This is a genomic window from Salmonella sp. 5800 (genome assembly GCF_046558195.1).
Lineage (GTDB): Bacteria > Pseudomonadota > Gammaproteobacteria > Enterobacterales > Enterobacteriaceae > Salmonella > Salmonella enterica.
Window position 1 is genome coordinate 160,356 of sequence record NZ_JBGDOX010000002.1, and the last position, 24,092, is coordinate 184,447.

The following is a 24,092-nucleotide window of genomic DNA, read 5'->3' on the forward strand; positions in this document are numbered from 1 at the left end:
ATCACTTATGTTAAAAGAATTAATCGTTGCAATAAAAAACCCATAATAATTAGTAATTATTATGGGTTTCAGGATTTAATTTGTTAAAGGCAGAAACAACGCCCGTTATTTATTAATGAGCTCGCTGATGATGGGCCCGATAGTTTCAAAAGCGGAGGGAGAAATAATATCTACATGCGCGCACGGCTGGTGATAAATAGCCAAAGACGCTATCCACGGCGACCAGCTCTGTTCAGGCGATACGCCTTCCGGCACCGTTTTATCCGCCACAAAGAGCGTAGCATGTCCATCAAACGGTACGCTATGCGCCGTCGTCAGCAAACGGACGGCATCCGCATAATTGCCTTCAATGGCGGTAAATAAGGCTTCGGAGGCATTTCCCTGCTGAGCGGCGACAAACGCTGCGCGTTCACGTTCAATTTCCGCCAATACGTCCGGATTGAGGCCATTCGCCTCTTTTTCCCGCCAGTTTTGCGTTTCCGGCGGCCAGGTGTCCAGTAACCCCAAAAACGCTACGGTTTCGCCGCGCGCGCGCAACCGGGCGGCGATCCCTTGCGCCAGCGTCCCGCCCAGCGAATAGCCTAATAAATAATAAGGGCCATGCGGCTGCCGGGCGAGCAAAGTCGCCAGATGATGTTCACATACCTCATCAAGGGTGGTTGCGGTTTGCATAGGGCCAGCGGGGCGCGGCGACTGAATCCCCATAATCGACCACGACGGGCTAAGATAGCGTGATAATACGCTAAATTGCCAGGCGAACCCCGACGCCGGATGGAAACAAAATAACGTTGGACCATCGCTTTCACGCAGCGGCAACAGCGGCCCGAACCCCAGATTGCGCGAGCGTTCGTCATCGTCAGTATCGAGCAGCTTACTCAACTGCGCCACGTCAGACGCCACCATCACCTGACCCGGCGTCACCTGACGGTTAAACGTCTGGCTTAGCTGCGCGGCCAGTTTCATCGCCAGCAGCGAGTGTCCGCCCAGCGCAAAGAAATCACTTTCAACGTCGTTAATCTCACAGCCCAGCAGGCGGGAAAACGCCGCGGCGACAGCAATCTCCGTTGCGGACTGCGGCGCACGCCCTTTCACGCGTGGCGTCAGGTCCGGCAGCGGCAGGGCTTTGCGATCCAGCTTGCCATTAGCGCTAAGCGGCAAGCTGGCCAGTTGCAACAGCACAACTGGCACCATATGCGCGGGAAGTTTTTGGCGTAATTTTTCCTGCAGCGCCGGTAAATCCAGCGGCAAACCGGAGTGCGACACCAGATAGCCGACCAGTTGCCGGGCATCCCCGCCCGTCGCCGCCGCCTGATTAAAGACGCAGGCATGTGCTACCGCCTGTTCAACATCCGGCAGCGTTTGCATGACGCGGTCAATCTCGCCCAGTTCAATACGTTGACCCCGAATTTTGAGCTGATCGTCGCTGCGCCCCAGGTACTCCACCGCGCCGGAATCCAGCCAGCGCGCCACATCTCCGGTACGGTACATCCGTTCGCCTGGCGCAAAAGGATCGGCGATAAAACGGCTGGCGGTAAGATCCGGACGCCCCAGATAGCCCTGCGCCAGTTGGATACCGGTAAGATAGAGATCGCCAGCCACGCCCGGCGGCACCGGCTGCATATGCGCATCGAGAATACGTAAACCGGTATTCCAGACGGGATAACCAATCGGGATGCTGTTGCCGTCAACAGCCGCCAGCTCATCGCCACAGGCCGGATACCAGCTCACATCCACCGCGGCCTCCGTTGGTCCGTACAGATTGTGTAGCGGCGCGTTGGTTAACGTCTCCCATTCGCGGCACAGCGCCGTCGGCAGGGCCTCGCCACTACAGAAAACGCGCTTTAAGGAAGCGCAGCTTTTCCCAGCCGACGCTGGCGTGAGCGAGGCAATAAAGGCCGCCAGCATCGACGGCACAAAATGGGTGGTCGTGACGCCGTATTGCGCAAAGAACCGTTGCATCGCGAGCGGGTCGCGGTGCGCTTCCGGTTCAGCCATCACCAGTTTCGCCCCGGCGATAAACGGCCAGAAAAACTCCCATACTGAGACGTCAAAACTGCACGGCGTTTTTTGCGCTACTACATCATCCGCCGTCAACGGATAGTGATCCTGCATCCACAGCAGCCGGTTGACTATCGCCGTTTGTCCCACCATCACCCCTTTCGGCCTGCCCGTCGAGCCAGAGGTGAAAATGATGTAAGCGGTATGATGCGGTAACGACAGCCCCAGCGGAGTGGCGTCACTGACCGGTAGCGGTTGGCTATAACACAAATATTCCATCCCCGGAATATCGTGAAAGCGCGCCAGCTGCGCCTGAGTCGTAATTAACAGTTTCGGCTGCGCATCTTCCAGCATCATTCGCAGCCGATCGTCAGGATAACCGGTATCCAGCGGCAGCCAGGCGGCGCCCGCCTCGACAATGCCATGCAGCGCTAAGGTCAGGAAAACCGACCGCGGCAACGCCACCGCCACGCTATCGCCAGGCTGAACGCCGCGTTCCCGCAGCGCGTATGCCAGCGCCACAACCTGTTCACGCATTTCACGGTAGGTAAAGTGATAATGCGCATCTGCCAACGCGGCAGCCTCTGGCGTTTTTTGCGCCTGCTGCGCCACCAAATCGCTAAGCGTGGCGGCGGGAATCGTTACCGCCGTATTATTAAGGTGTGTTAATTGCGTTTGTTCTTCCGCCAGCAGCATTTGCGCATCGCCGCAGCGCAGCGCCGGGTTATCCGCAAACTGCGTGATAAGCGCCATCAATCGTAAGGCATGGCGGGAGAGCGTGGCATCATCGTAACGCTGTGCATTCGCCAGCAATTCAATATCCAGACCGCCGTTTTCATCCGGAAAAAGCGCCAGTTCAAGATCGTTAACCGGCCCCGTCGCCAGGGTATGGGTTTGCGCCTGTATGCCAGGAAGATCCAGATGATAATCAAATACTTTTATGTTGAGCACCGGGCCAAATAGCGGCGTCTCCCCTGCGGCTCGCCCGCTATCGCGTACAATCTGTTCGGCGTCGTAACGCTGGTGGCGGCGCATCTTCTTTAACTGCGCCGCAAGACGCTTCGCCAGCGTTGGCAGATCTTCCGTCGCATGAAGGTTAACCGCCAGCGGCAACACATTAAGGACAGGCCCGGTCGCCGTTAACGCCGCCGAGCCCATCCGCCGCATAAAGATAAATCCGGCGGCATAATCCATACGCCCGCATAATCGTCCCAGCCACAACGTCACCAGCGCCAGGGCAAGATCCGCTCGCGGTATCTCAGGCATGTGCGCCGCCAGTTGGCGAAACGCCCCCTCCGGCGCGCTCAATTTCATACGCAGAATATCCGCGCTCGCCGACCGCCCCGGCAGCGGCGCGGCAGACATTGACGCCGGCGGCGGCAGCTCGCGGCGCTGCTGCGCCCAGAAGGCGCCGTCACGCTGCCAGGCCTCGCTCTGGCGATAGCGCTGATATTCCTCGACCACATCCGCAAAGGGGGTAAAAGGCGACTCCGGTGTAGGGGCCTCGCTCTGCCAGGCGCGATAAATCGCCGCAATCTGGCGGGTTATCGCCGGGAAGCTAAAGCCATCCACCAGCAAATGGTGATAGCGCTGATACCAATACCAGCGGGTATCATCAATGCGGATTAACTGGTGAAAAGCCAGCGGCTTACCGCTATCTGCGCGCAGGTTTTGCCGTAAATCCGCCTGCATTAACGTCAGCGCCGCGTGATGCGGATCGGGCTGGTCGCGTAAATCGGCAATCGGGGGCTCGCCGAAGGTGCGCTCAGGATCTATCCATTGCCAGACCTCGCCGTTCTCTTCGGTAAAACGCATCCGTAGCGTATCCGCCTGTTGCATCCCTACCGCTACCGCTTTTGCCAGCAAGGGGGCATCCAGCTCGCCATTCAGTTCCACGTAGTGCGCCACGCTCCAGGCGGAGGGTAAATCAGAGAGTTTTTCCGCCATCCAGATCCCCGGCTGAGCGGCGACTAATGGTAAACGCTGCGTCATTTCGCCTCCTGCTTATCGGCATAATGCGCCGGATTCAGTGTTGTCCAGCGCGTATTAAGCCACTGCTGGCACGCGTCCTGCGATTGCGGTTCGCATACCACGTCCCAGCCTGCGGGAAGCGCGCACGCCGCTGGCCAAAGGCTGAATTGACGCTGCGTATTTTGCAGGATGTAAAACTGTCCCTGCGGATTATCGAAGGGATTACTGAATTCCATACTCAACTCCTGTCATGGACATGTGCCCGGTTAAAGCGTGTCGATAAGCGGCTGCCAAAGCAGCATCAGCCCTTGCGTTAGCCCGCCGCGCCAGCAAAGCGCATCGTGTCCGCCGTCAACCTGACGCCAGAAAATGGACTGCTGCGAGGTATTCAGTTGGGCATAAAGCGCCTGATTCGCCTGAAACACGATCGGCTCACGCACGCCGGCTTCCAGTACGATACGCAGTCCGCGCGCGCATAATGCGCCGGTTTTCAGCCGGGTAATGACTTCCCCCTCCGGCGGGGTGATGCGATGGGGCCACCAGAACGATCCTGACTGGCTTAGTACACAGCCAAAACGCGTCGGCCAGTTCAGGCCGGCATACAGCGCCGACAGGCCGCCAAAACTCTGTCCGGCGACCACCGTTCGCCCGGCATCATCGCTAAAAGGCGTCACGGCTCTGACTTGCGGCAACAGTTCCTGCTGCACCGCCAGCCAGAAATCGGCATTGCAGGGCAACTCCTGGCTGCGGTGTTGAGTATCAATCGCGTCAATCAGCAGATAGACGGCACCGGGAAGCAGGCGTTGATGAGTCAGCGAGGCGAGAGCGGGCCAGACGGGCATATTTTCCGCCCAGAATTGACCGTCCAGCAGAATAGCCAACGGTCTTTCCTCCGGCGCCTCGTCTCCGGTCGTCAATATCCATACGCGGCGGGAGTTACCCAGACGTTCGCTATGCCACTGCATCATCAAAGGCGGCGAGTACGGCGTTTCAGGACGATCCCATCCCGGCTGAAGGGGCGCATCCGGCATTTCCAGCGCTGAAACCGCATGACCACGTCCTCCCCGCCAGCTTTGCGAATTAAGCGGGTCGGCAATCGCCTGCGGTAATAGCTGTCGCCAGCCTTCACGCAGTGCGTTCCGATCGGGCGTTTCGCCCGGCGCAAAAGCGGCAAAAACGTCATCGCGCTCGGTAGGAATAAAACAGTAGCTGCCGCGCCAGTTAGCGCTAAGCGCCGTGCTCCAGCGCCAGACATCCGTTCCGGCAATACGCGCCATCGTCTGAGGCTGCGCGTTTTGATGATGATCGGTTACGCCAGTGATATAGACCCAGACACGCCGTATCGGGGAGTGTGTTTCGTTTCCCTGCGGGTCGCGCCACCAAAAAGTGACCCGATAATTTCCGTCTTTTTCCCGTATCCATTCCGGCCCGGTTTTCGTCCTCCACCAGGCCTCACTTCCCGTTGCCAGCGCCTCTTTCATTATAACCCTGTGTTTATTATGAATTTTGTATATAAAAGGTGAAATATATTGATAATATTATTGATAACTATTTGCATTTGCAATAGCGTATTGTCGCGCTATGGGACGCGCGAACACAATTTCACCACCCGGCCAATGCCTTTGACGGGCGCTTTGGCTTATGTGGCTAAAGAAAAGCAGGATATACAATGAACAAGAAGATTCATTCCCTGACCTTACTGGTCAATTTAGGGATTTACGGGGCCGCTCTGCCCGTGATGGCGGAAGAAAAAACCGATAGCACTGCGCTCACCAATGAAGACACCATCGTGGTGACCGCTGCCCAGCAAAACCTACAGGCGCCAGGCGTATCCACCATCACCGCCGATGAGATCCGCAAAAATCCGCCCGCGCGCGACGTGTCAGAAATCATCCGCACCATGCCGGGCGTAAACCTGACCGGCAACTCCACCAGCGGTCAGCGCGGGAATAACCGCCAAATCGATATTCGCGGCATGGGGCCGGAAAACACCCTTATCCTGATTGATGGTAAACCCGTCACCAGCCGTAACTCGGTGCGCCTGGGCTGGCGCGGCGAACGCGATACCCGCGGCGATACCGCGTGGGTGCCACCGGAGATGATCGAACGCATTGAAGTGCTGCGTGGCCCTGCCGCCGCACGCTACGGCAACGGCGCGGCGGGTGGCGTGGTCAATATCATTACCAAAAAAGGCGGTAGCGAGTGGCACGGCTCCTGGAATACCTATTTCAACGCGCCGGAACATAAAGACGAAGGCGCGACCAAACGCACTAACTTTAGCCTGAATGGCCCGCTGGGCGGGGATTTCAGCTTCCGTCTGTATGGCAACCTCGACAAAACGCAGGCGGATGCGCGTAATATTAACCAGGGGCATCAGTCTGAACGTACCGGGAGTTACGCCGACACGCTACCGGCAGGACGCGAGGGGGTCATTAACAAAGATATCAACGGTGTGGTTCGTTGGGATTTTGCTCCGCTTCAGTCTCTGGAGCTGGAGGCCGGTTACAGTCGCCAGGGCAACCTCTATGCCGGTGATACTCAGAACACCAATACGAACCAACTGGTGAAAGATAATTACGGAAAAGAGACGAACCGCCTCTATCGGCAGAACTACTCTCTGACCTGGAACGGCGGCTGGGATAATGGCGTAACCACCAGTAACTGGGTGCAATACGAACATACCCGTAACTCCCGGATGCCGGAAGGCTTGGCAGGCGGCACAGAAGGAATTTTCGATCCCAAAGCATCGCAAAAATATGCCGATGCCGATTTGAATGACGTCACCCTACACAGCGAAGTGAGCCTTCCTTTCGATCTGCTGGTCAATCAAAACCTGACGCTGGGTACCGAATGGGCCCAACAGCGTATGAAAGACGAGCTCTCCAACTCGCAAACCTTTATGGGGGGAAATATCCCGGGTTACAGCAGTACCAATCGTAGCCCCTATTCAAAAGCGGAAATTTTCTCTCTGTTTGCTGAAAACAACATGGAACTGACCGACAGCACCATGCTGACGCCGGGGCTACGTTTCGATCATCACAGTATTGTGGGGGATAACTGGAGCCCATCGCTGAACCTGTCGCAAGGTCTGGGGGATGACTTTACCCTGAAAATGGGGATCGCCCGCGCTTATAAAGCCCCGAGTCTGTACCAGACTAACCCAAACTATATTTTGTATAGCAAAGGTCAGGGTTGCTACGCGACTGGCGCGGGTACCGGCATCGGCTGCTATATGATGGGTAACGATGATCTGAAAGCCGAGACCAGCATCAATAAAGAGATCGGTCTGGAATTTAAACGCGATGGCTGGCTGGCCGGCATCACCTGGTTCCGCAATGATTACCGCAATAAGATTGAAGCGGGTACAGTGCCGTTGCAGCGTATCAACAACGGCAAAACGGATGTCTATCAGTGGGAGAACGTACCGAAAGCGGTCGTTGAAGGTCTGGAAGGCACGTTAAACGTACCGGTTAGCGACACCGTCAACTGGACGAATAACGTTACGTATATGCTGCAGAGCAAAAACAAAGAGACCGGCGAACGCCTGTCGATTATTCCACAGTACACGCTTAACTCAACCCTGAGCTGGCAGGTACGTCAGGACGTTTCTCTGCAATCGACCTTCACCTGGTACGGCAAACAAGAGCCGAAGAAATATGATTATCAGGGTAACCCCGTTACCGGAACAGATAAGCAAGCGGTCAGCCCATACAGTATTGTTGGCCTGAGCGCGACCTGGGACGTGACCAAAAATGTCAGCCTGACCGGTGGCGTGGATAACCTCTTTGACAAACGTCTGTGGCGTGAAGGTAACGCGCAAACCGTCAGGGATACTCAAACTGGCGCTTATATGGCGGGTGCTGGCGCGTACACCTATAACGAACCGGGACGTACGTGGTATATGAGCATTAATACCCATTTCTGATGGCAACCTTCCCTCCCTCATTCGGGGGAGGGAATTAGCAAAAAACGATGCGGACATCTCATTTTCCCCTTCCCTTTGCCGGTCACAGGCTGCATATCGTCGACTTTGATGCGAGCAGCTTTCACGAACACGACCTGCTATGGCTTCCTCATCACGATCGGCTCCGGTCTGCCGGACGCAAGCGTAAAGCTGAACATCTGGCAGGCCGCATTGCCGCCGTTCACGCGCTACGCGAGGTGGGCGTCAGGACAGTGCCCGGTATTGGCGACAAGCGACAGCCGCTATGGCCGGACGGCCTATTTGGCAGCATCAGCCACTGTGCGTCAACGGCGCTGGCCGTCATATCCCGACAACGTGTCGGCGTTGATATAGAAAAAATCATGAGTCAGCACACGGCGACAGAGCTGGCGCCGTCCATTATCGATAGCGATGAGCACCAAATTCTCCAGGCGAGCTCGCTCCCTTTTCCGCTTGCCCTGACGCTGGCCTTCTCCGCCAAAGAGAGCGTTTATAAAGCCTTTTCAGACCGCGTCACGCTCCCGGGATTCGATAGCGCAAAAGTTACCTCGCTTACCGCCACGCACATCTCGTTACATCTGCTGCCAGCCTTTGCCGCCACGATGGCTGAACGTACCGTCCGTACAGAATGGTTTCAACGTGACAATAGCGTTATTACTCTTGTTTCTGCAATAACGCGCTTTCCCCACGACAGGAGCGCTCCCGCTTCTATACTTAGCGCAATACACCGATAAATGAGATCGCTATGGCGCTGAATGATTTTCACGTTTCTGAACCTTATACGCTTGGTATTGAGCTGGAGATGCAGGTGATCAATCCACCTGGCTACGATTTAAGTCAGGACTCTTCTACGCTGATTGACGCCGTTAAGCCCCAACTTACTGCGGGAGAAATTAAGCACGATATCACCGAAAGTATGCTGGAGATGGCCACGGGCGTCTGCCGCGATATTGACCAGGCGGCGGCCCAACTTTCTGCCATGCAGCACGTTATTTTACAGGCGGCGTCGGAACACCATCTCGGCATTTGCGGCGGCGGTACGCACCCTTTTCAAAAATGGCAGCGTCAGGAGGTCTGTGATAATGAGCGCTATCAACGCACGCTGGAAAATTTCGGCTATTTAATTCAACAGGCGACGGTTTTCGGTCAGCATGTCCACGTCGGCTGCGCGAACGGCGACGATGCGATTTATCTTTTACACGGGCTGTCGCATTTTGTGCCGCACTTTATTGCGCTCTCCGCCGCGTCTCCCTATATGCAAGGATCTGACACCCGTTTTGCCTGCGCGCGCCTGAATATTTTTTCCGCTTTTCCCGATAACGGTCCCATGCCGTGGGTCAGTAACTGGCAAGAGTTTGCCGGACTATTTCGCCGTCTGTCTTACACCACGATGATCGACAGCATCAAAGATTTGCACTGGGATATCCGCCCCAGCCCGGCCTTTGGCACGGTAGAAGTTCGGGTGATGGATACGCCGCTCACTCTTGATCATGCCATCAATATGGCAGGGTTGATTCAGGCGACCGCGCACTGGCTGCTGACCGAGCGTCCCTTTAAACCGCAGGAACAAGACTATCTGTTATATAAATTCAACCGTTTTCAGGCTTGCCGCTATGGTCTGGAGGGCGTGCTAACCGATGCCTATACCGGCGACCGCCGTCGCCTGGCAGATGATACGCTGCGTCTGCTGGACAACGTTACCCCCTCAGCGCGCAAGCTGGGCGCCGACAGCGCCATTGACGTGCTACGTCTGCAGGTGAAAAAAGGCGGTAACGAAGCGCAATATATGCGGGAGTTTATTGCCGACGGCGGATCGCTGATAGGCCTGGTACAAAAACATTGTGAAATCTGGGCGGGACAATAGACAGCATATTTGCCTTACCAGGCGATATCCCGGACAATGGCGTTTTAACTTACGTTTAACAAAGCCATGAAACACCCGCTTGAATCATTGATGACCGCTGCCGGTATTTTGCTGATGGCGTTGCTCTCCAGCCTGCTGCTGCCCGCCCCTTCGCTCGGCCTTGCGCTGGCGCAAAAACTGGTCGGGATCTTTCATCTTATGGATCTCAACCAGCTTTATACTTTGTTGTTTTGTTTATGGTTTCTGTTGCTCGGCGCGCTGGAATATTATGTTATTCGCTTTATCTGGCGGCGCTGGTTTTCGCTGGCCGATTAAACATTTCAATGCGTACGGCCATGCTTTTCTTTACGATAAGCGCCTGGCGGCAGGTTGAACGTGCGGGTAAAAATGCGCGTAAAGGTTTGCTGCGAATCAAAACCATACTTGAGACAAATATCATACACCTTCTGGTCGGTGTCGCGCAGGTCGCGCGCCGCCAGTTTTAGCTTCCGTTCACGCACGTAGCGCCCCAGACTCTCCCCTTTGTACTGCATAAAAAGGCGCTGCAGGTGCCACTTGGAATACCCCGCATGACGGGCAATATCATCAATACGTAACGGCTGATTCAAATTATCATCAATCCACTCGACAATCGTGTCGATAACCTGAGCGGAAATGGTCATCGTGCTCTCCCCTCTATCAAACTCGTCAGCGGCTCCCGCACCGCACATTTACGGCAACAGCAATAAGCATAGTAATAACCACACAAATTGTGAGACAGCTTATCGCATGGCCTGCAATATGCTTTTCTACCACTTCATGCGGCAGCCCTTGATTATGAGTGAGTAAGCACTCATTATAGAAAGCAAAGATACGCCGTCAAGGTACTTTTCAAAGGTTGACATTCACCGTTGCGACGCGACAACGGGCATGATTCAATCATGTTTTTACAGACATAAGGGTAACGTGTAGTGGCTCGTCCGAAGAGTGAAGACAAAAAACAAGCATTACTGGAAGCGGCAACCCAGGCGATAGCGCAATCCGGTATCGCCGCCTCAACGGCGGTGATTGCGCGTAACGCAGGTGTTGCAGAAGGAACATTGTTTCGCTATTTCGCGACCAAAGATGAGCTGATTAACACGTTGTATTTGCATTTAAAGCAGGATCTCTGCCAGTCAATGATAATGGAGCTGGATCGATCCATTACCGATGCCAAAATGATGACTCGTTTTATCTGGAACAGTTACATCAGTTGGGGTCTGAACCATCCCGCGCGCCATCGGGCGATCCGTCAACTGGCCGTCAGCGAAAAGCTCACCAAAGAGACGGAACAACGGGCCGACGATATGTTCCCCGAATTGCGCGATTTATGTCATCGTTCCGTTTTGATGGTGTTTATGTCGGATGAGTACCGCGCCTTCGGCGACGGCCTTTTTCTGGCGCTGGCTGAAACAACAATGGATTTCGCCGCGCGCGATCCCGCTCGCGCTGGCGAATATATTGCGCTGGGATTCGAAGCCATGTGGCGCGCGCTGACTCGCGAGGAGCAATAATGGACGGTCAAATACTGCACGCCTGTGCAAAACGCTTTGCGCTGGAACTGCCTTTTACCGAACACTGCTGGCCTTTCGGCCCACAGTACGATGTGTTTAAAGTCGGCGGCAAAATATTCATGCTTTTCACTGAACATCACTGTCGCCCAGTGGTGAACCTGAAGTCGGACCCCCAAAAATCCCTGGTAAATCAACAAATTTACCCCAGCATTGCGCCTGGCTATCACATGAATAAGAAACACTGGATTTCAGTCTATGCGGGCGAGGATATCACCGTCTCGCTACTCAACGATTTGATAAATGCCTCATGGAATCTGGTCGTAGACGGGCTGCCTAAAAGAGAGCAACTGCGCCTGCGGCCGCGCTGATGCAATAACCGTTTTCGCATTTTCCTCCCTTATCTTTTTACCGATAACCCGGTACCCTGCTGATACAAAAGGGTACTAAACCAACCAGGAGCATTTATGGATATCGTTTCTGTCGCCTTACAGCGCTACTCCACTAAGGCGTTCGATCCCAGCAAAAAACTGACCGCCGAAGAAGCGGATAAAATAAAAACACTACTACAGTACAGCCCCTCCAGCACCAATTCCCAGCCGTGGCACTTTATTGTCGCCAGTACGGAAGAGGGCAAAGCGCGCGTAGCAAAATCCGCCGCCGGAAACTACACGTTCAACGAACGCAAAATGCTGGACGCCTCCCATGTGGTGGTCTTCTGCGCGAAAACCGCGATGGACGACGCCTGGCTGCAACGGGTGGTCGATCAGGAAGATGCCGATGGCCGTTTCGCTACGCCGGAAGCTAAAGCGGCAAATGATAAAGGTCGCCGCTTTTTCGCCGATATGCACCGCGTCTCGCTGAAAGATGACCACCAGTGGATGGCGAGACAGGTCTATCTGAACGTCGGCAACTTTCTGCTGGGCGTCGCCGCGATGGGTCTCGACGCCGTCCCCATTGAAGGTTTCGACGCCGAGGTGCTTGACGCTGAATTTGGTCTGAAAGAAAAAGGCTATACCAGTCTGGTCGTGGTGCCAGTCGGCCATCATAGCGTCGAGGATTTCAACGCCGGGCTGCCGAAATCACGTCTGCCGCTTGAAACCACACTGACGGAAGTTTAATCCCCTGCCTAAGCCGGACGCCCGTCCGGCTTTTTTCACCTTTCTGCCAGGTTCCTCAATGATCAATGGCGCGAAGTGCCAGGTTTTACATCGCTAGTGTTAACTTCCTCTCTCAACCCATTGAAAAATAAATAACATTTAAAACTGGCACGCCGTTTGCCATATCTGGATACCCCCTATCTGGATGAAGGAGAAAACGGCGTGACACCGGTTTGCGCCTACGATGGCGATATTGTCACCACGGGGTTGGCCCTCCCTGGCATGTCATCAAAATCGGGCGCTAAACCCAACGTTATAACGGGTTTGATTGCCATCACTTAACCCTGCCGTTTGCGACAGCCCGGCGAAAGCGGACACCGTTGCCGACAGCGGAAAATCTGCGCCAATCGCGATATCAACCCAGTTTTTATCCTGCGTTTTTCCGTCGCGGCTAAACGTCAGCGCGGTCGATTTAAGGCCGCCGTTCGCCACATACGTATCATCGCCAAACTGACGGCGATAATTAATCTGCGCCCAGGAGTGAATGATGCTGTGGCGAAGATCCAGACGCCAGCCAGCGCTACCCACCTGCGAATGGGCGTTTTGGTCGCCAAAACGCATTGATGTACTGGTATTGAGCTTCTCGCTATAGCCATTAACGTGGCTGTAATCCCATGCATATTGCAGCATCGGTCCGGTCGTTAACCACGGCATCATGACAAAATCATAACCACTGGTTAACCTCGCGCCCCACAGCCGACCGTTGGTTTCGCCCTCTTCCACCCGTCTTAGCGCACCGAGCGTTATACTGCGCTGAATGTTACTGAATTTAGCGGACAGATAGTGTAAATCGCTATCCAGCCACGCCTGACCGGCGCGCAAATGGCTGAATACGGCGGCCTGAAAACCGCGGGCATCATAACGATAATTATCGTCAGGATGTTGCTTATCCAGAGAACCGGCTATCAGCCCTCCCAGCAGTACCTGCTCGTTAAGCTGATAATCGACGCCAACCGTCAGATTATTATGATTACCGTTCCCGTCGGCCTCATTATTATCATAACGTTGATATCCCCCGCTGTATCCGCCGAACATGCCCAGTGAACCAACAGGATTTTCCCCCTGGCGAAGCTGCTGATAACGGCTGTCAAGCGTGGTACGACTGCCTTGCGCCATCGACTGAACGCTTTGGTTCAGGTATGTCGCCTGTACCGGCGCGGCAATGATCGACTGGATATATTGCGCAATAATGGTATGGACCTGCGGACCGGGATGTAAATGATCGGCAAACAGATAGTCCTGTGATGCATTAAATCCAGGCATTGCCGAGGAGCACGCCGAAGCGGATACGCCCGGCGGGCAGGCCATACCTACGGTATTTGTCAGACCAAACGCCTGCGGGTTGGCAAGAATTTCCTTAAAGAGGCCGTTGATATCGGCACGGGCTATATTGCCGCCGTGTTGCTCCAGCCCCTTCTCTTCCATCTGATTATAATAATCGGTCAGAGCTGACGCCTGCTCTGCCGCCGTTTCATAGCCCGCCAGCAGTTGATCAACGAGCAGTTGCTGAATAAATGGATTGCTGCTTACCGTTGCAGCCGCCGCCAGCAACGCCTTGCGGATCGCCTGTTGCCGACTGGCGAAATCGGGCGTAGATCCCCCCGCCAGCGCGTCTAACGCCGCTTTTAGCGCCGGAGGCGCCGCTGCGCCCAGCCCGGCGGTGATTACCGCCTCCAGAAGCATTGGCGTCGCACTAATATCCGGTACGTTTGGCACCACGACCAGCCCGGCGCCGGCATCCAGTAACAGCCCTACCTGCGCCGCCGCGCTAGTGGCGCTATTACCGGCTATTTGCTGTGCCATGGTTGGTTGCGCGATGGCCGCCGCCAGATCGTTTCCGCCGACCCAGTGAATATACAAACCGTTGTGGTCGGCTTTTCCCCCCGTTTTGGCAAGCCACTGCCGTACCTGATCCGCGGTATTATCCTGCGGGTTTAATTCCGGGGTCGCCGTCGCGCCGCCGGCGGCATAATTAGAACCGCCATTGTTGGAAGGGCTTAATGCCAGCCCAAATCGTTCGGCCAACTGTTCGTCGTAGAGCTTATTTTGACCACTATCCCAGGTCCAGCGACCGTTATTCCCGGTATCGCTAAGGCTATCGCCAAATACCGTAAGAGAGTCAAACGCACAGGCAGATAATGGCGCGGCCAGCGCCAGCGAGAGTATGCCGTATTTTAGCAGGGTACGCTTTTGGGTCATCCGATGTTCCTTAATGTTATTGTTGATAGGTACGACGGTGCTAATCATCATCCGACAGAAACATTGCAATCGTTTTAAGCATTCTGGTTAAAATGTTTTCATCCATTGTTGACGAACTGGCGCCTGTTCAAAAAGAGGGAACCGCGTAAAATAACGACGTTTATAGGGCGCTGGATAAAATATAGCGTATGGATAACCCCTGAAGCGCTTTTACCCGTCTGTTGCTGATTATGCCTGAAGCGCAGGCGTCCTGATTTGCATAAATGCCATTCAGCAGTCATCATAGGCTGCTGTTTATAAAGGAGAGATTATGCAGGAATTGATATCCCGGGTAGAAGATTTAGCGGGAATTGAAATGAATCACACCACGTCGCTGGTGGTGATATTTGGTATTATTTTTCTGACAGCAGTTGTCGTGCATATTATTTTGCACTGGATAGTACTGCGCGCTTTCGAAAAACGTGCCAGCGCCAGTTCCCGCCTGTGGCTGCAAATTATTACCCAGAATAAATTATTCCATCGTCTGGCTTTTACGCTGCAAGGCATCATTGTCAATATTCAGGCCGCGCTCTGGCTACAAAAAGGCAGTGAGGCTGCGGATATCCTGACGACCTGCGCGCAATTATGGATTATGACCTACGCCCTGCTGTCGTTATTTTCTCTGCTGGACGTGATTTTCAATCTATCGCAAAAATGGCCTGCCGCCTCTCAGTTGCCGCTAAAAGGAATATTTCAGGGCATTAAGCTCATCGGCGCAATTATCGTCGGCATTCTGATGATCTCACTACTGATTGGCCAGTCACCAGCAATTTTAATCAGCGGGCTGGGCGCGATGGCCGCGGTATTAATGCTGGTCTTTAAAGACCCGATTCTTGGCCTGGTTGCCGGTATACAGCTTTCCGCCAACGATATGCTCAAACTGGGCGACTGGCTGGAAATGCCGAAATATGGCGCAGATGGCGCGGTCATTGATATTGGTTTAACCACGGTAAAAGTACGCAACTGGGATAATACCATCACCACCATTCCCACCTGGTCGCTGGTTTCCGACTCGTTCAAAAACTGGAGCGGCATGTCTGCGTCCGGCGGGCGCCGGATTAAACGCAGCATTAATATTGACGCGACCAGTATCCATTTTCTGGATGATGATGAAAAACAGCGGCTGTTAACCGCGCACCTGTTAAAGCCGTACCTTACCAGCCGTCATCAGGAAATCGATGAATGGAATAAACAACTGGATGCGCCGGAATCAGCCTTAAATCACCGCCGAATGACCAATATCGGGACATTTCGCGCCTATCTGAACGAATATTTACGCCACCATCCGCGCATCCGTAAAGACATGACGCTGATGGTACGCCAACTGGCGCCTGACGATCATGGTTTGCCGATAGAGATCTACGCCTTTACCAATACCGTCGTGTGGCTGGAATATGAGAGCATTCAGGCCGATATTTTCGACCATATATTTGCGGTGGTGGAAGAGTTCGGCTTGCGTATTCATCAGACGCCGACCGGCAGCGATATTCGCGCGCTGTCAGGGACATTGCGGCATTAATGGATTGCCCGATCGCATGAGCATGGGATCGGGCAAAAAAGTTAATGAGCCTTACGGCGCAAAACTGTAAACGCGATAAACAGGAATACAATCCATACCGGCAGCAAAATCGCCGACAATCGCATATCGTCCATCGTACACATTAACACCAGAATCAGCGCCAGAAACGCAATGCACAAATAGTTTCCGGCGGGATAGAACAGCGCCTTAAATTGCGTCTCGCGCCCTTTACGACGCATCGCCGCGCGAAAACGTAAATGCGCGAGACAGATCATTATCCAGTTTAGCAATAGCGTCGCGACAACCAGCGCCATCAACAGGCTAAACGCTTTTTGCGGCAACAGATAGTTGATCAGCACCACCAGCGAGGTAATCGCTCCGGAAAGTATCAGCGAGTTCACCGGTACGCCGCGATGGCTGACGCGGGTTAAAAATTTCGGCGCGTTGCCTTGTACGGACAGGCCGAACAGCATTCGGCTATTCGAATAAACGCCGCTGTTATACACCGAAAGCGACGCGACCAGAATAACGAAATTCAACGCCGAAGCCACCACATTACTGTCCAGGTTATGGAAGATCATCACAAAAGGGCTGCTATTGGATTTCACCTCTACCCACGGATAGAGCGCCAGCAACACCACCAGCGAACCGATGTAGAACAGCAAAATACGGTATACCACCTGATTCACCGCTTTCGGAATGCTTTTTTGCGGATCGCGCGCTTCCGCCGCAGTAATGCCGATCAGCTCCAGTCCGCCAAAAGAAAACATAATCACCGCCAGCGACAGAAGCAAACCATGCCAACCGGTAGCGAAGAAACCGTTATAACGCCAGAGGTTATCAATGCTGGCATGTTCGCCGCCGTGGCCGGAGAACAGCAGCCACAGACCAAAACCTATCATGCCGATAATCGCCAGCACTTTAATGAGCGCGAACCAGAATTCCGTTTCGCCATACAGACGAACGTTCACCAGATTTACGGCATTAATGATAATAAAAAACGCCGCCGCCCATATCCATGTTGGTACGTCAGGCAGCCAGTACTGCATATAGATGCCCGCCGCGGTCAGCTCCGCCATCCCGACCAGCACAAACATGACCCAATAGTTCCAGCCCGACAAAAAGCCCGCAAACGGCCCCCAATATTTCCAGGCGAAGTGGGCAAACGATCCGGAAACCGGCTCTTCCACGACCATTTCACCCAACTGGCGCATAATGAGAAAAGCGATAATCCCGGCAACGCCATAGCCCAACAAAACAGCCGGCCCCGCCATTTGAATCGCCGGGCCGATGCCCAAAAACAGTCCGGTGCCAATGGCGCCGCCCAGCGCGATTAGCTGAATATGGCGGTTTTGCAACCCCCGTTGAAGCGTCGGTTCATTATTCGACGCGGCATCCGACACGCTGGCGCCGGATGCAGTTGACGCGTTTTTCACGTCCTACCCCTGTATCGTTTTTATTGAGGGGCACCTTTTAACATTTCGCTCTCGCTGCCGCAAGGCGCAATCGTTTGTCAAGGCTCAACTCCGGACGTTAACGTTATCTTGTAAAAAAAGATGTCGCGGGGAGTAAAAAGAAAAGAGTGCGCGCCGATATAGAACGTTACAGGTGACAGACGCTGGGTATAAAATATGTGAATAACTCTGGACGAAAAGTACGACACCCTACAGAATACATTTAGTATTTTTTCAGTATTTTCAAAAAGGTGAATCAGACCTGGTATCTGTTATCCGTTTTTGAGCCACGCCAGGCATCAACGTCATGAATAAGATCATCAAACGTTTAGAGATCATCAAAAGCGCCATTGAACTTGAGGACGAAGAGATTATCCGTCAGCAGCTCATCTACCTGAAAAATGAGCCGCAGGATGCCGTAATCAGCGCGATTGCCCAGGCGATTGAAGCTCGTCGATTCAGTGACGCCATGCAAGAGATCGCCGCCTGGCTACAGGCTCAACGGGCGCTCTCGACGTGGCAAGATCCCTCTATTGCCGCCAGTAAACTGGAGCTGAAAGCGCTTGAAGCCCAGCTTCGCGATCTGATTGACAAACGAAATGCGCGGGTACAAATCCTCGACGATTTCAACGATCTCTATCATCTGCGCCTCGGGCCGTTGATGAGCCGTATTCTGGAGTTGCGTAAACAGCTCGCGGTGAGTATGCAGCGTAAGCAAGAAGCCGAAATAAAACGCCGGGAAAAGGATTATCAATCCTGCCTGCAATTTATTTCCCAGGCCGTGGATCAACTGGCAACGCTAAAACAGCAGTGGACAGGATTGAATGCCGCCTCGCGCGAGGCGGTGGGCATCCGTCAGCGAATCCAGCAGCAGACGGAGTTAATCACCGCGTTGCTGGCGGAAATTCGCGAGCTGGAAGCGGATTTTTCCCATCAGGACGACAGCGCATTCCGCCAGGCGCAGGAAAATGCGGAACAGGACTATCACCAGTATCGGGAGCAGCAGCAGGAAGCGCAATTCCGCTACGCCCGCGATCAACGTTTGTCGGCTGACGAACGCAGTGAATTGAAACGTTTGTGGCGTCAGGCCAGCCGCCTGTGTCACCCGGATGTGGTCGCCGATGAATTGAAAGAAAAAGCGCACCAGATGATGGTACAGCTTAATCAGGCGCGGCAGAATGCCGATCTGGCGGCAATTCGCGCGTTATTGACGCAGCTGCAAAGCGGCCTGGAACCGATGATGGCAAGCGACAGGCTAAATAATCTGGAACATCTGCGCCATAAAATACGCCAGCTCCGCACGCAAATCGACGCGCTGTTGAAAGAGATAACGCAACTGGAAACGGAAAACGCCTGGCGGCTCGCCTCTTCCGTTGCGGATAAGGAAGCCTATTTCTCCGAGCAGGAACGGGCGCTAACCGAAATTCGCAATACGCTGGAGGCGCAGGTTCAACAGGTGGAACAGGAACTTCTGTCAGGGTAGTCCATCATTCATCAATAAATTGTCGGATGGCGCAAGCGCCACCCGACGAATCGCGGCATAAAGAGGGTAAGAGGGGCGCTACTGTCGCTGTAAAAGTAACGAACGGGCGGAGTCCGCCATGATCATCACCGCACCTGCCAGCATTAACGTATCTTTTAATACCAGCCGCCCGGCGCCCGATAAATACGGAAAACCATAATGCGCATCGCCCAGCGGCATAACCCAGGCCTCCGGCGTGGTGATTAAAAACGACAGCGTGACAAATGGCGTCAGGAATGCCAGCACGCCGCCCGCCAGCCCTAACCAGCGGCTGACAGGGTTAGCCAGTACCAGCGCCGCGATAATCAATTCCACCACGCCCAGACCATCCGAAAACGCATACGTATTATTGGCCGTTTGCCAGGCGCGTTCCTCCGGTTTTAGTTCGCCCTCATGAGTCAGATGCTGACGATATTCTTCAGGATGTTCATAGAAAAAAGACATAAACGGACTGTTCGCTACAAACGGGGTAATACTGTCTGCCTCATAGGGCACAAATTTTAGTAGTCCAATCCAGATAAAAACGATGGCGATACTCAGGCGAATTAATGTTAATCCCAGCCGATCCCCCTGACTTAACAGACGAAGATATTTATCCATCTCAGGCTCTCCTTATTTATATAATATCGCAGTGGCGTAACCCGTATTATCAATACGCATGGACGTAATTTTCCATGACGACGCCTGTTTACTTTGCGCCAGTCTGGCAATAGCGTCTTCAAGCATTGACGGCGTTGCTGCCACCGCAGAAACGCTGATATATTCAACGTCAGTTAGCGGCTGGGCGGAGGCGGAAAACGCCAGCGGCGCAGCCAATAATGAAGCAATAAGCGTGGTAATTTTTAACATCGAGATTTCCAGTCGTGGGTTATTTCAATGGTGTTATAATACGTTACGCCTGACTAAAGCCTTTTCTTTCAGACGCCAGCATATTTGTCCTGGCGTATTTTTATAGCCTGACAGGCAAAAAAAAGCCCTGATTAACAGGGCTACGTTATTTATGTTTTACTTAATGAGAGAGAAGAGATCGTTTAAAGACTCACTCATTGTAGGATGGGTAAATATCTGGTCGCGTAACACCGTATAAGGTAAATCTGCATCCATAACGGTTTTAACGATATTAATCATTTCATGAGAATCGACGCATAACAATGACACCCCTACAATACGCTGCGTATTCACGTCCACTACCGCTTTTAGTACGCCACGGGTATCGTTCATAACACGGGCGCGAGGGATCGCCGCCACCGGTAATGTCACCACCTGCACCGTTGCGCCGCTTGCCCGCGCTTGCTCTTCCGTCAGCCCGACACGAGAGAGCGGCGGCGTCATAAAGACGGAATACGGAACGTTCTGGCGATCGCGGGTACTGCGTTTGCCATCTCCCAATAACCCGTCGCGTACAATACGAAAATCATCCAGTGAAATATAGGTAAACTGCAACCCACCGGTAACGTCGCCCATCGCCCAGATATTGTCCGCCGTGGTACGCAGGTAATCATCCACGATGATCCCGCCGCGTTCGTTCACCGCCACGCCGGCGTTCTGCAACTGTAAGCCAGCCGTCGCCGGTTTTCGCCCCGACGCCACCAGCAGGGCATCCACAAGATGCGCGCCTTCCGGCGTTTCTACTTGTACCGCGCCCTCCTTTGAGGATACGGCCTGTACGTTGGCGTTTAAAATCAGCTCGACGCCCTTTTCCTGTAAAATACGGGTAATTGCCTGCGCGATATCCCGATCTTCACGAGGCAGGAATTGCGGCGCTGCTTCAAAGATAGTGACCTTCGTACCGAAGTTGGCGAACATTGAGGCAAATTCAAGGCCAATATAACCGCCGCCTAAAATCCCCAGGCGCGCCGGACGCTGGCTCAGGCTGAGTAGCCCGGTGCTATCGAACACCCCTGCCGTCGTTGTTAAGCCCGTAATAGCCGGGATCACCGACTCTGCGCCAGTATTAATGAAGATCTTTTCTCCCCGTAACACCCGCTCGCCGTCCGCCTGAAATACCCGTAAGGTATGGTTATCAATAAACTCCGCCCTTCCCTCAATCACATCGACATTGTCCAGGTCGGCAAGATTATGAAAATTTTTGTCGCGTAAAAAATTTACGACCGCCGCTTTACGTTGCATGGCGACAAAAAAATCGCCCTCACGTTCCGCATCATGCACCAGCGTTTTCGTTGGAATACAGCCAATGTTGATGCAGGTTCCGCCGAACATACTGGCGGACTGTTCGATAATCGCCACGCGCCATCCCGTCTTCGCCAGAGTTGCCGCCAACGTTTTTCCTGCCTTGCCAAAACCAATAATGAGCGCCTGATACTGTGTCATCTTCTTTCTCCGCCAAATCACCATCTGTTTGTCAGGACAAGTATAAATAACGTCAAAAAAGACAGGGTTATCCGTAACGCGCCAATTTTTGTCTTATCGTCTAAATTAGCGGTTAGCAAAAACAAGAGTAGAAATGACATTGAGTCCGAAATATAGTGAACAGAGACAAAAATGGTTATCCCTATTTTTGAAAAAGAATCTGTTCTGGAGTCTATATGGATGCGCTTAGTCGGCTATTGACGCTTAACGCCCCTCAGGGCTCAATCGACAAGAATTGCCCGTTAGGCGGCGACTGGCAGTTGCCGCACGCCGCTGGCGAGCTATCGGTGATTCGCTGGCATACCGTTACGCAGGGCGAAGCGCAACTGGAAATGCCTACCGGCGACGCCATGACGCTTACGCCGGGAAAGGTGGTGATTCTGCCGCAAAACTCCGCCCACCGTTTGCGCCAGTCTGGCGAAGCACCGACACATATCGTGTGCGGTAGTCTACGTCTGCACACAACGTCACGTTATTTCCTTACCGCGTTGCCGGAAGTGTTATGTCTTGCCCCGCCGCCGCATAGCCCCGCCAGTATCTGGATTAACGCCGCCATTTTGCTGTTACAGCAGGAGTCAGAACGCCATTTACCTGGCGCTGAGGTCTTATACAGTCAGCAGTGCGCCACGCTGTTTACCCTCGCCGTTCGCGACTGGCTATCGCAGGCTGGCACGGCGAAAAGCGTGCTCAATTTATTACTGCATCCCCGGCTGGGCCGCGTGATCCTTCACATGCTGGAAACACCGGCGCATCCCTGGACGGTCGAAACGCTGGCGCAACGGGTACACATGTCGCGGGCGAGCTTCGCCCAGCTATTTCGCGACGTGTCCGCTACAACGCCCTTAGCCGTGTTAACAACGCTGCGCCTGCAAATCGCCGCCCAGACCCTGTCGCGTGAAGCGCTGCCGGTGATGGTGATTGCCGAGTCGGTAGGTTATGCGAGCGAATCTTCTTTTCACAAAGCGTTTGTCCGTGAATTCGGTTGTACACCAGGCGAGTACCGCAAACGGGTCAATGCGCTCGGACGATAAGCGTATACTGAACCCGCCTGCAGTTTGACTGCCGCAGGCGGGCGACACACGTTAGCCGCAAGGCGACGATGCCTGCGCAGCCACATCAGCTTGTAGGCTGCCGGAATGATGAACAGCGACAGCAACGGCGCGGTAATACGGCTCATCACCTCAGAACCCGCGCCGGTCCCCCATAAAACAGGTAGCAGACCGGCGATAATCACCGCTACCGTCATGGCTTTTGGCCGCCCCCGGAGCACCGCCCCGTGGTAAAGCGCCTCATCGAGTTTTTCTGCCGAAAAGGTGTTGGGAGCTTGCGCTTTGAAGGCCGCGCCTGCTGAATCACCGGCGATCCCATCATGCTGCGCAGAGCGATCAGTAATTTACTCTCTAATACAATGCGCTATACGCCGCCGGGTAAAACCATTACTCTTCGGATAAAAGAAGCGGACGACCAGATGCATATTATTGTTGAAAACCCCGGTACGCCAATCGCGCCGGAACATTGCCGCGCCTTTTCGATCGTTTTTATCGCGTTGATCCCTCCCGCCAGCGTAAAGGGGAGGGCCGCGGTATAGGCCTGGCAATTGTAAAATCCATCGTCACTGCGCACCGGGGAAAAGTTTCTGTCACCTCCGATACGCGCGCTACTCGTTTTATTTTGACATTACCCAAACACCTCCGTTGAACTGTAGCGATAGTGAAAGGCGCTATCACTAGCCAGCAAAATAATCTGATATAATCGTCATTATCCCGTCACGCGCCAGACCCAATGACTGTTTTATTATTTCTCTTCTTAACCCACACCGGAGAAATAAGATAAATAAGTTTACATCCCTTTTAGCTGTCGTTTTTTTATTTCAGCTGGCGTAAAAGCCGCAGAGAAAATGGAATCCCGCCAATTATCCGCCACGGCGCATGAGATGATGAATAACGGTGACGCCTTCGCGCATCAGCAAATAGCTCAGACACAGAAACCCAGCGCCCCGGCTACTGTGGAAAATGCGACCCCCTTTTCTGAAATGGACGACCATGAAAAAGCAATGGTCATCCATCAATCGATGAATAATGCCCATTCTTTCTCCCACGAGATCCAAGCTGAGGAGCACCATAAACAGATTAAACGCAATTAGTTATTTGCATATTAGCGTCACGTACTGCGGATGGCGCAACATCGCCGCCGCAGAAGCTTACGGATTAACGTAATTTTGAGAGGTTAAATGACGCGCCCTGCAGAATTCGAACCTGCGATCCACGGCTTAGATGTTCCTGGAACTAACTGAGTTAACAACAAGTTATCCCATTACTACGGCGCTCACTCGCCCCACCTTCGAAAAACATGCAAAGCCTTGCAAGCCGATGCAAAGCTTTGTGTGTCCCGTTTTTGTCCCAAACTACTTAGCAATCAGTAGCCCCAATTGATCGGTAACAACGATCAATTAATAAGATAACAATAACTTTAAACTATTAAATACCACATTATTGATCGTTTATATCGATCAAAACAATTTGTA

20 protein-coding genes and 2 pseudogenes are annotated in these 24,092 nt (G+C 53.6%); 12 read left to right on the forward strand and 10 right to left on the reverse strand.

All coding sequences use genetic code 11. The features are described 5' to 3' along the window. Window positions 1-105: 105 nt before the first annotated feature. From entF to fes, 3 genes are read right to left on the reverse strand one after another with little or no spacing between them, the layout of a single operon-like run. On the reverse strand, window positions 106-3,990 hold the full coding sequence (gene entF, locus ACLJZ5_RS05780; RefSeq protein WP_024797994.1) for an enterobactin non-ribosomal peptide synthetase EntF: 3,885 nt from the start codon (window positions 3,988-3,990) through the stop codon (window positions 106-108). After that, window positions 3,987-4,205 carry an MbtH family protein gene (locus ACLJZ5_RS05785; protein ID WP_001529054.1) on the reverse strand — a complete coding sequence of 73 codons (219 nt, stop codon included), beginning with the start codon at window positions 4,203-4,205 and terminating at the stop codon, window positions 3,987-3,989. The genes entF and ACLJZ5_RS05785 overlap by 4 nt, the downstream gene beginning before the upstream one ends. Window positions 4,206-4,235: 30 nt before the next feature. Then, on the reverse strand, window positions 4,236-5,450 hold the full coding sequence (gene fes / locus ACLJZ5_RS05790) for an enterochelin esterase (protein ID WP_024797995.1): 1,215 nt from the start codon (window positions 5,448-5,450) through the stop codon (window positions 4,236-4,238). 188 nt (window positions 5,451-5,638) lie between these two features. Here fes and ACLJZ5_RS05795 point away from each other — a divergent pair, with 188 nt between their 5' ends. The 4 genes from ACLJZ5_RS05795 to ACLJZ5_RS05810 all read left to right on the forward strand — a co-directional run bounded on the left by ACLJZ5_RS05795 (window position 5,639) and on the right by ACLJZ5_RS05810 (window position 10,091). Continuing rightward, window positions 5,639-7,894 carry a TonB-dependent siderophore receptor gene (locus ACLJZ5_RS05795; RefSeq protein ID WP_023206874.1) on the forward strand — a complete coding sequence of 752 codons (2,256 nt, stop codon included), beginning with the start codon at window positions 5,639-5,641 and terminating at the stop codon, window positions 7,892-7,894. Between the two features lie 47 nt (window positions 7,895-7,941). Next, window positions 7,942-8,646 carry an enterobactin synthase subunit EntD gene (entD, locus tag ACLJZ5_RS05800; protein ID WP_024797996.1) on the forward strand — a complete coding sequence of 235 codons (705 nt, stop codon included), beginning with the start codon at window positions 7,942-7,944 and terminating at the stop codon, window positions 8,644-8,646. A gap of 11 nt (window positions 8,647-8,657) precedes the next feature. Then, window positions 8,658-9,776 carry a YbdK family carboxylate-amine ligase gene (locus tag ACLJZ5_RS05805; RefSeq protein WP_024797997.1) on the forward strand — a complete coding sequence of 373 codons (1,119 nt, stop codon included), beginning with the start codon at window positions 8,658-8,660 and terminating at the stop codon, window positions 9,774-9,776. 66 nt (window positions 9,777-9,842) lie between these two features. Continuing rightward, complete coding sequence (locus tag ACLJZ5_RS05810; protein WP_000682497.1) at window positions 9,843-10,091, forward strand: DUF1158 family protein; 249 nt, start codon at window positions 9,843-9,845, stop codon at window positions 10,089-10,091. Between the two features lie 5 nt (window positions 10,092-10,096). Here the strand turns inward: ACLJZ5_RS05810 and ACLJZ5_RS05815 are convergent, their stop codons facing one another. After that, entirely contained in the window at window positions 10,097-10,438 is a 342-nt protein-coding gene (locus ACLJZ5_RS05815) for a RamA family antibiotic efflux transcriptional regulator (protein ID WP_000155633.1), read from the reverse strand. Between the two features lie 288 nt (window positions 10,439-10,726). On the opposite strand from ACLJZ5_RS05815, the gene ACLJZ5_RS05820 reads away from it, so the two are divergent. From ACLJZ5_RS05820 to nfsB, 3 genes are all read left to right on the forward strand, one after another. Further along, the gene (locus tag ACLJZ5_RS05820) at window positions 10,727-11,308 is read left to right on the forward strand and encodes a TetR/AcrR family transcriptional regulator (protein ID WP_000113609.1); all 582 of its coding nucleotides are present in this window, start codon (window positions 10,727-10,729) and stop codon (window positions 11,306-11,308) included. Then, on the forward strand, window positions 11,308-11,676 hold the full coding sequence (locus tag ACLJZ5_RS05825; RefSeq protein ID WP_024797998.1) for an MmcQ/YjbR family DNA-binding protein: 369 nt from the start codon (window positions 11,308-11,310) through the stop codon (window positions 11,674-11,676). The genes ACLJZ5_RS05820 and ACLJZ5_RS05825 overlap by 1 nt, the downstream gene beginning before the upstream one ends. A 96-nt stretch (window positions 11,677-11,772) precedes the next feature. Next, a complete protein-coding gene (gene nfsB / locus ACLJZ5_RS05830; RefSeq protein ID WP_024797999.1) occupies window positions 11,773-12,426 on the forward strand; it encodes an oxygen-insensitive NAD(P)H nitroreductase in 654 nt (217 codons plus the stop codon). A gap of 267 nt (window positions 12,427-12,693) precedes the next feature. Here the strand turns inward: nfsB and ACLJZ5_RS05835 are convergent, their stop codons facing one another. Continuing rightward, complete coding sequence (locus tag ACLJZ5_RS05835) at window positions 12,694-14,664, reverse strand: autotransporter domain-containing esterase (RefSeq protein ID WP_024798000.1); 1,971 nt, start codon at window positions 14,662-14,664, stop codon at window positions 12,694-12,696. Window positions 14,665-14,974: 310 nt separating this feature from the next. On the opposite strand from ACLJZ5_RS05835, the gene ACLJZ5_RS05840 reads away from it, so the two are divergent. Then, window positions 14,975-16,222: a mechanosensitive ion channel family protein gene (locus ACLJZ5_RS05840; protein ID WP_024798001.1), complete on the forward strand. Its 1,248-nt coding sequence runs from the start codon at window positions 14,975-14,977 to the stop codon at window positions 16,220-16,222. A 41-nt stretch (window positions 16,223-16,263) separates the two neighbouring features. On the opposite strand, the gene pheP is transcribed toward ACLJZ5_RS05840, so the two are convergent. Beyond that, the gene (pheP, locus tag ACLJZ5_RS05845) at window positions 16,264-17,658 is read right to left on the reverse strand and encodes a phenylalanine transporter (protein WP_024798507.1); all 1,395 of its coding nucleotides are present in this window, start codon (window positions 17,656-17,658) and stop codon (window positions 16,264-16,266) included. A gap of 325 nt (window positions 17,659-17,983) precedes the next feature. Here pheP and ACLJZ5_RS05850 point away from each other — a divergent pair, with 325 nt between their 5' ends. Continuing rightward, complete coding sequence (locus ACLJZ5_RS05850; protein WP_001033457.1) at window positions 17,984-19,159, forward strand: DnaJ family molecular chaperone; 1,176 nt, start codon at window positions 17,984-17,986, stop codon at window positions 19,157-19,159. 78 nt (window positions 19,160-19,237) lie between these two features. Here ACLJZ5_RS05850 and rclC read toward each other — a convergent pair whose 3' ends face one another. From rclC to rclA, 3 genes are all read right to left on the reverse strand, one after another. Next, window positions 19,238-19,798 carry a reactive chlorine resistance membrane protein RclC gene (gene rclC, locus ACLJZ5_RS05855; RefSeq protein WP_000362177.1) on the reverse strand — a complete coding sequence of 187 codons (561 nt, stop codon included), beginning with the start codon at window positions 19,796-19,798 and terminating at the stop codon, window positions 19,238-19,240. 12 nt (window positions 19,799-19,810) lie between these two features. Continuing rightward, window positions 19,811-20,047 carry a reactive chlorine resistance periplasmic protein RclB gene (gene rclB / locus ACLJZ5_RS05860; protein WP_023220881.1) on the reverse strand — a complete coding sequence of 79 codons (237 nt, stop codon included), beginning with the start codon at window positions 20,045-20,047 and terminating at the stop codon, window positions 19,811-19,813. A 156-nt stretch (window positions 20,048-20,203) separates the two neighbouring features. Further along, window positions 20,204-21,529, reverse strand: a complete 1,326-nt coding sequence (rclA, locus tag ACLJZ5_RS05865; protein WP_024797978.1) for a reactive chlorine resistance oxidoreductase RclA — start codon at window positions 21,527-21,529, stop codon at window positions 20,204-20,206. Window positions 21,530-21,744: 215 nt separating this feature from the next. Here rclA and rclR point away from each other — a divergent pair, with 215 nt between their 5' ends. Next, window positions 21,745-22,599: a reactive chlorine-specific transcriptional regulator RclR gene (gene rclR, locus ACLJZ5_RS05870; protein ID WP_024798617.1), complete on the forward strand. Its 855-nt coding sequence runs from the start codon at window positions 21,745-21,747 to the stop codon at window positions 22,597-22,599. A gap of 65 nt (window positions 22,600-22,664) precedes the next feature. Here rclR and ACLJZ5_RS05875 read toward each other — a convergent pair. Continuing rightward, window positions 22,665-22,889: pseudogene (locus ACLJZ5_RS05875) on the reverse strand (hypothetical protein); the annotation flags it as partial. A 3-nt stretch (window positions 22,890-22,892) separates the two neighbouring features. On the opposite strand from ACLJZ5_RS05875, the pseudogene ACLJZ5_RS05880 reads away from it, so the two are divergent. Next, window positions 22,893-23,266, forward strand: a pseudogene (locus ACLJZ5_RS05880) (ATP-binding protein); the annotation flags it as partial. A 199-nt stretch (window positions 23,267-23,465) separates the two neighbouring features. Beyond that, window positions 23,466-23,711, forward strand: coding sequence for a hypothetical protein (locus ACLJZ5_RS05885; RefSeq protein WP_024797976.1), 246 nt, complete (start codon window positions 23,466-23,468; stop codon window positions 23,709-23,711). Window positions 23,712-24,092: the final 381 nt, after the last annotated feature.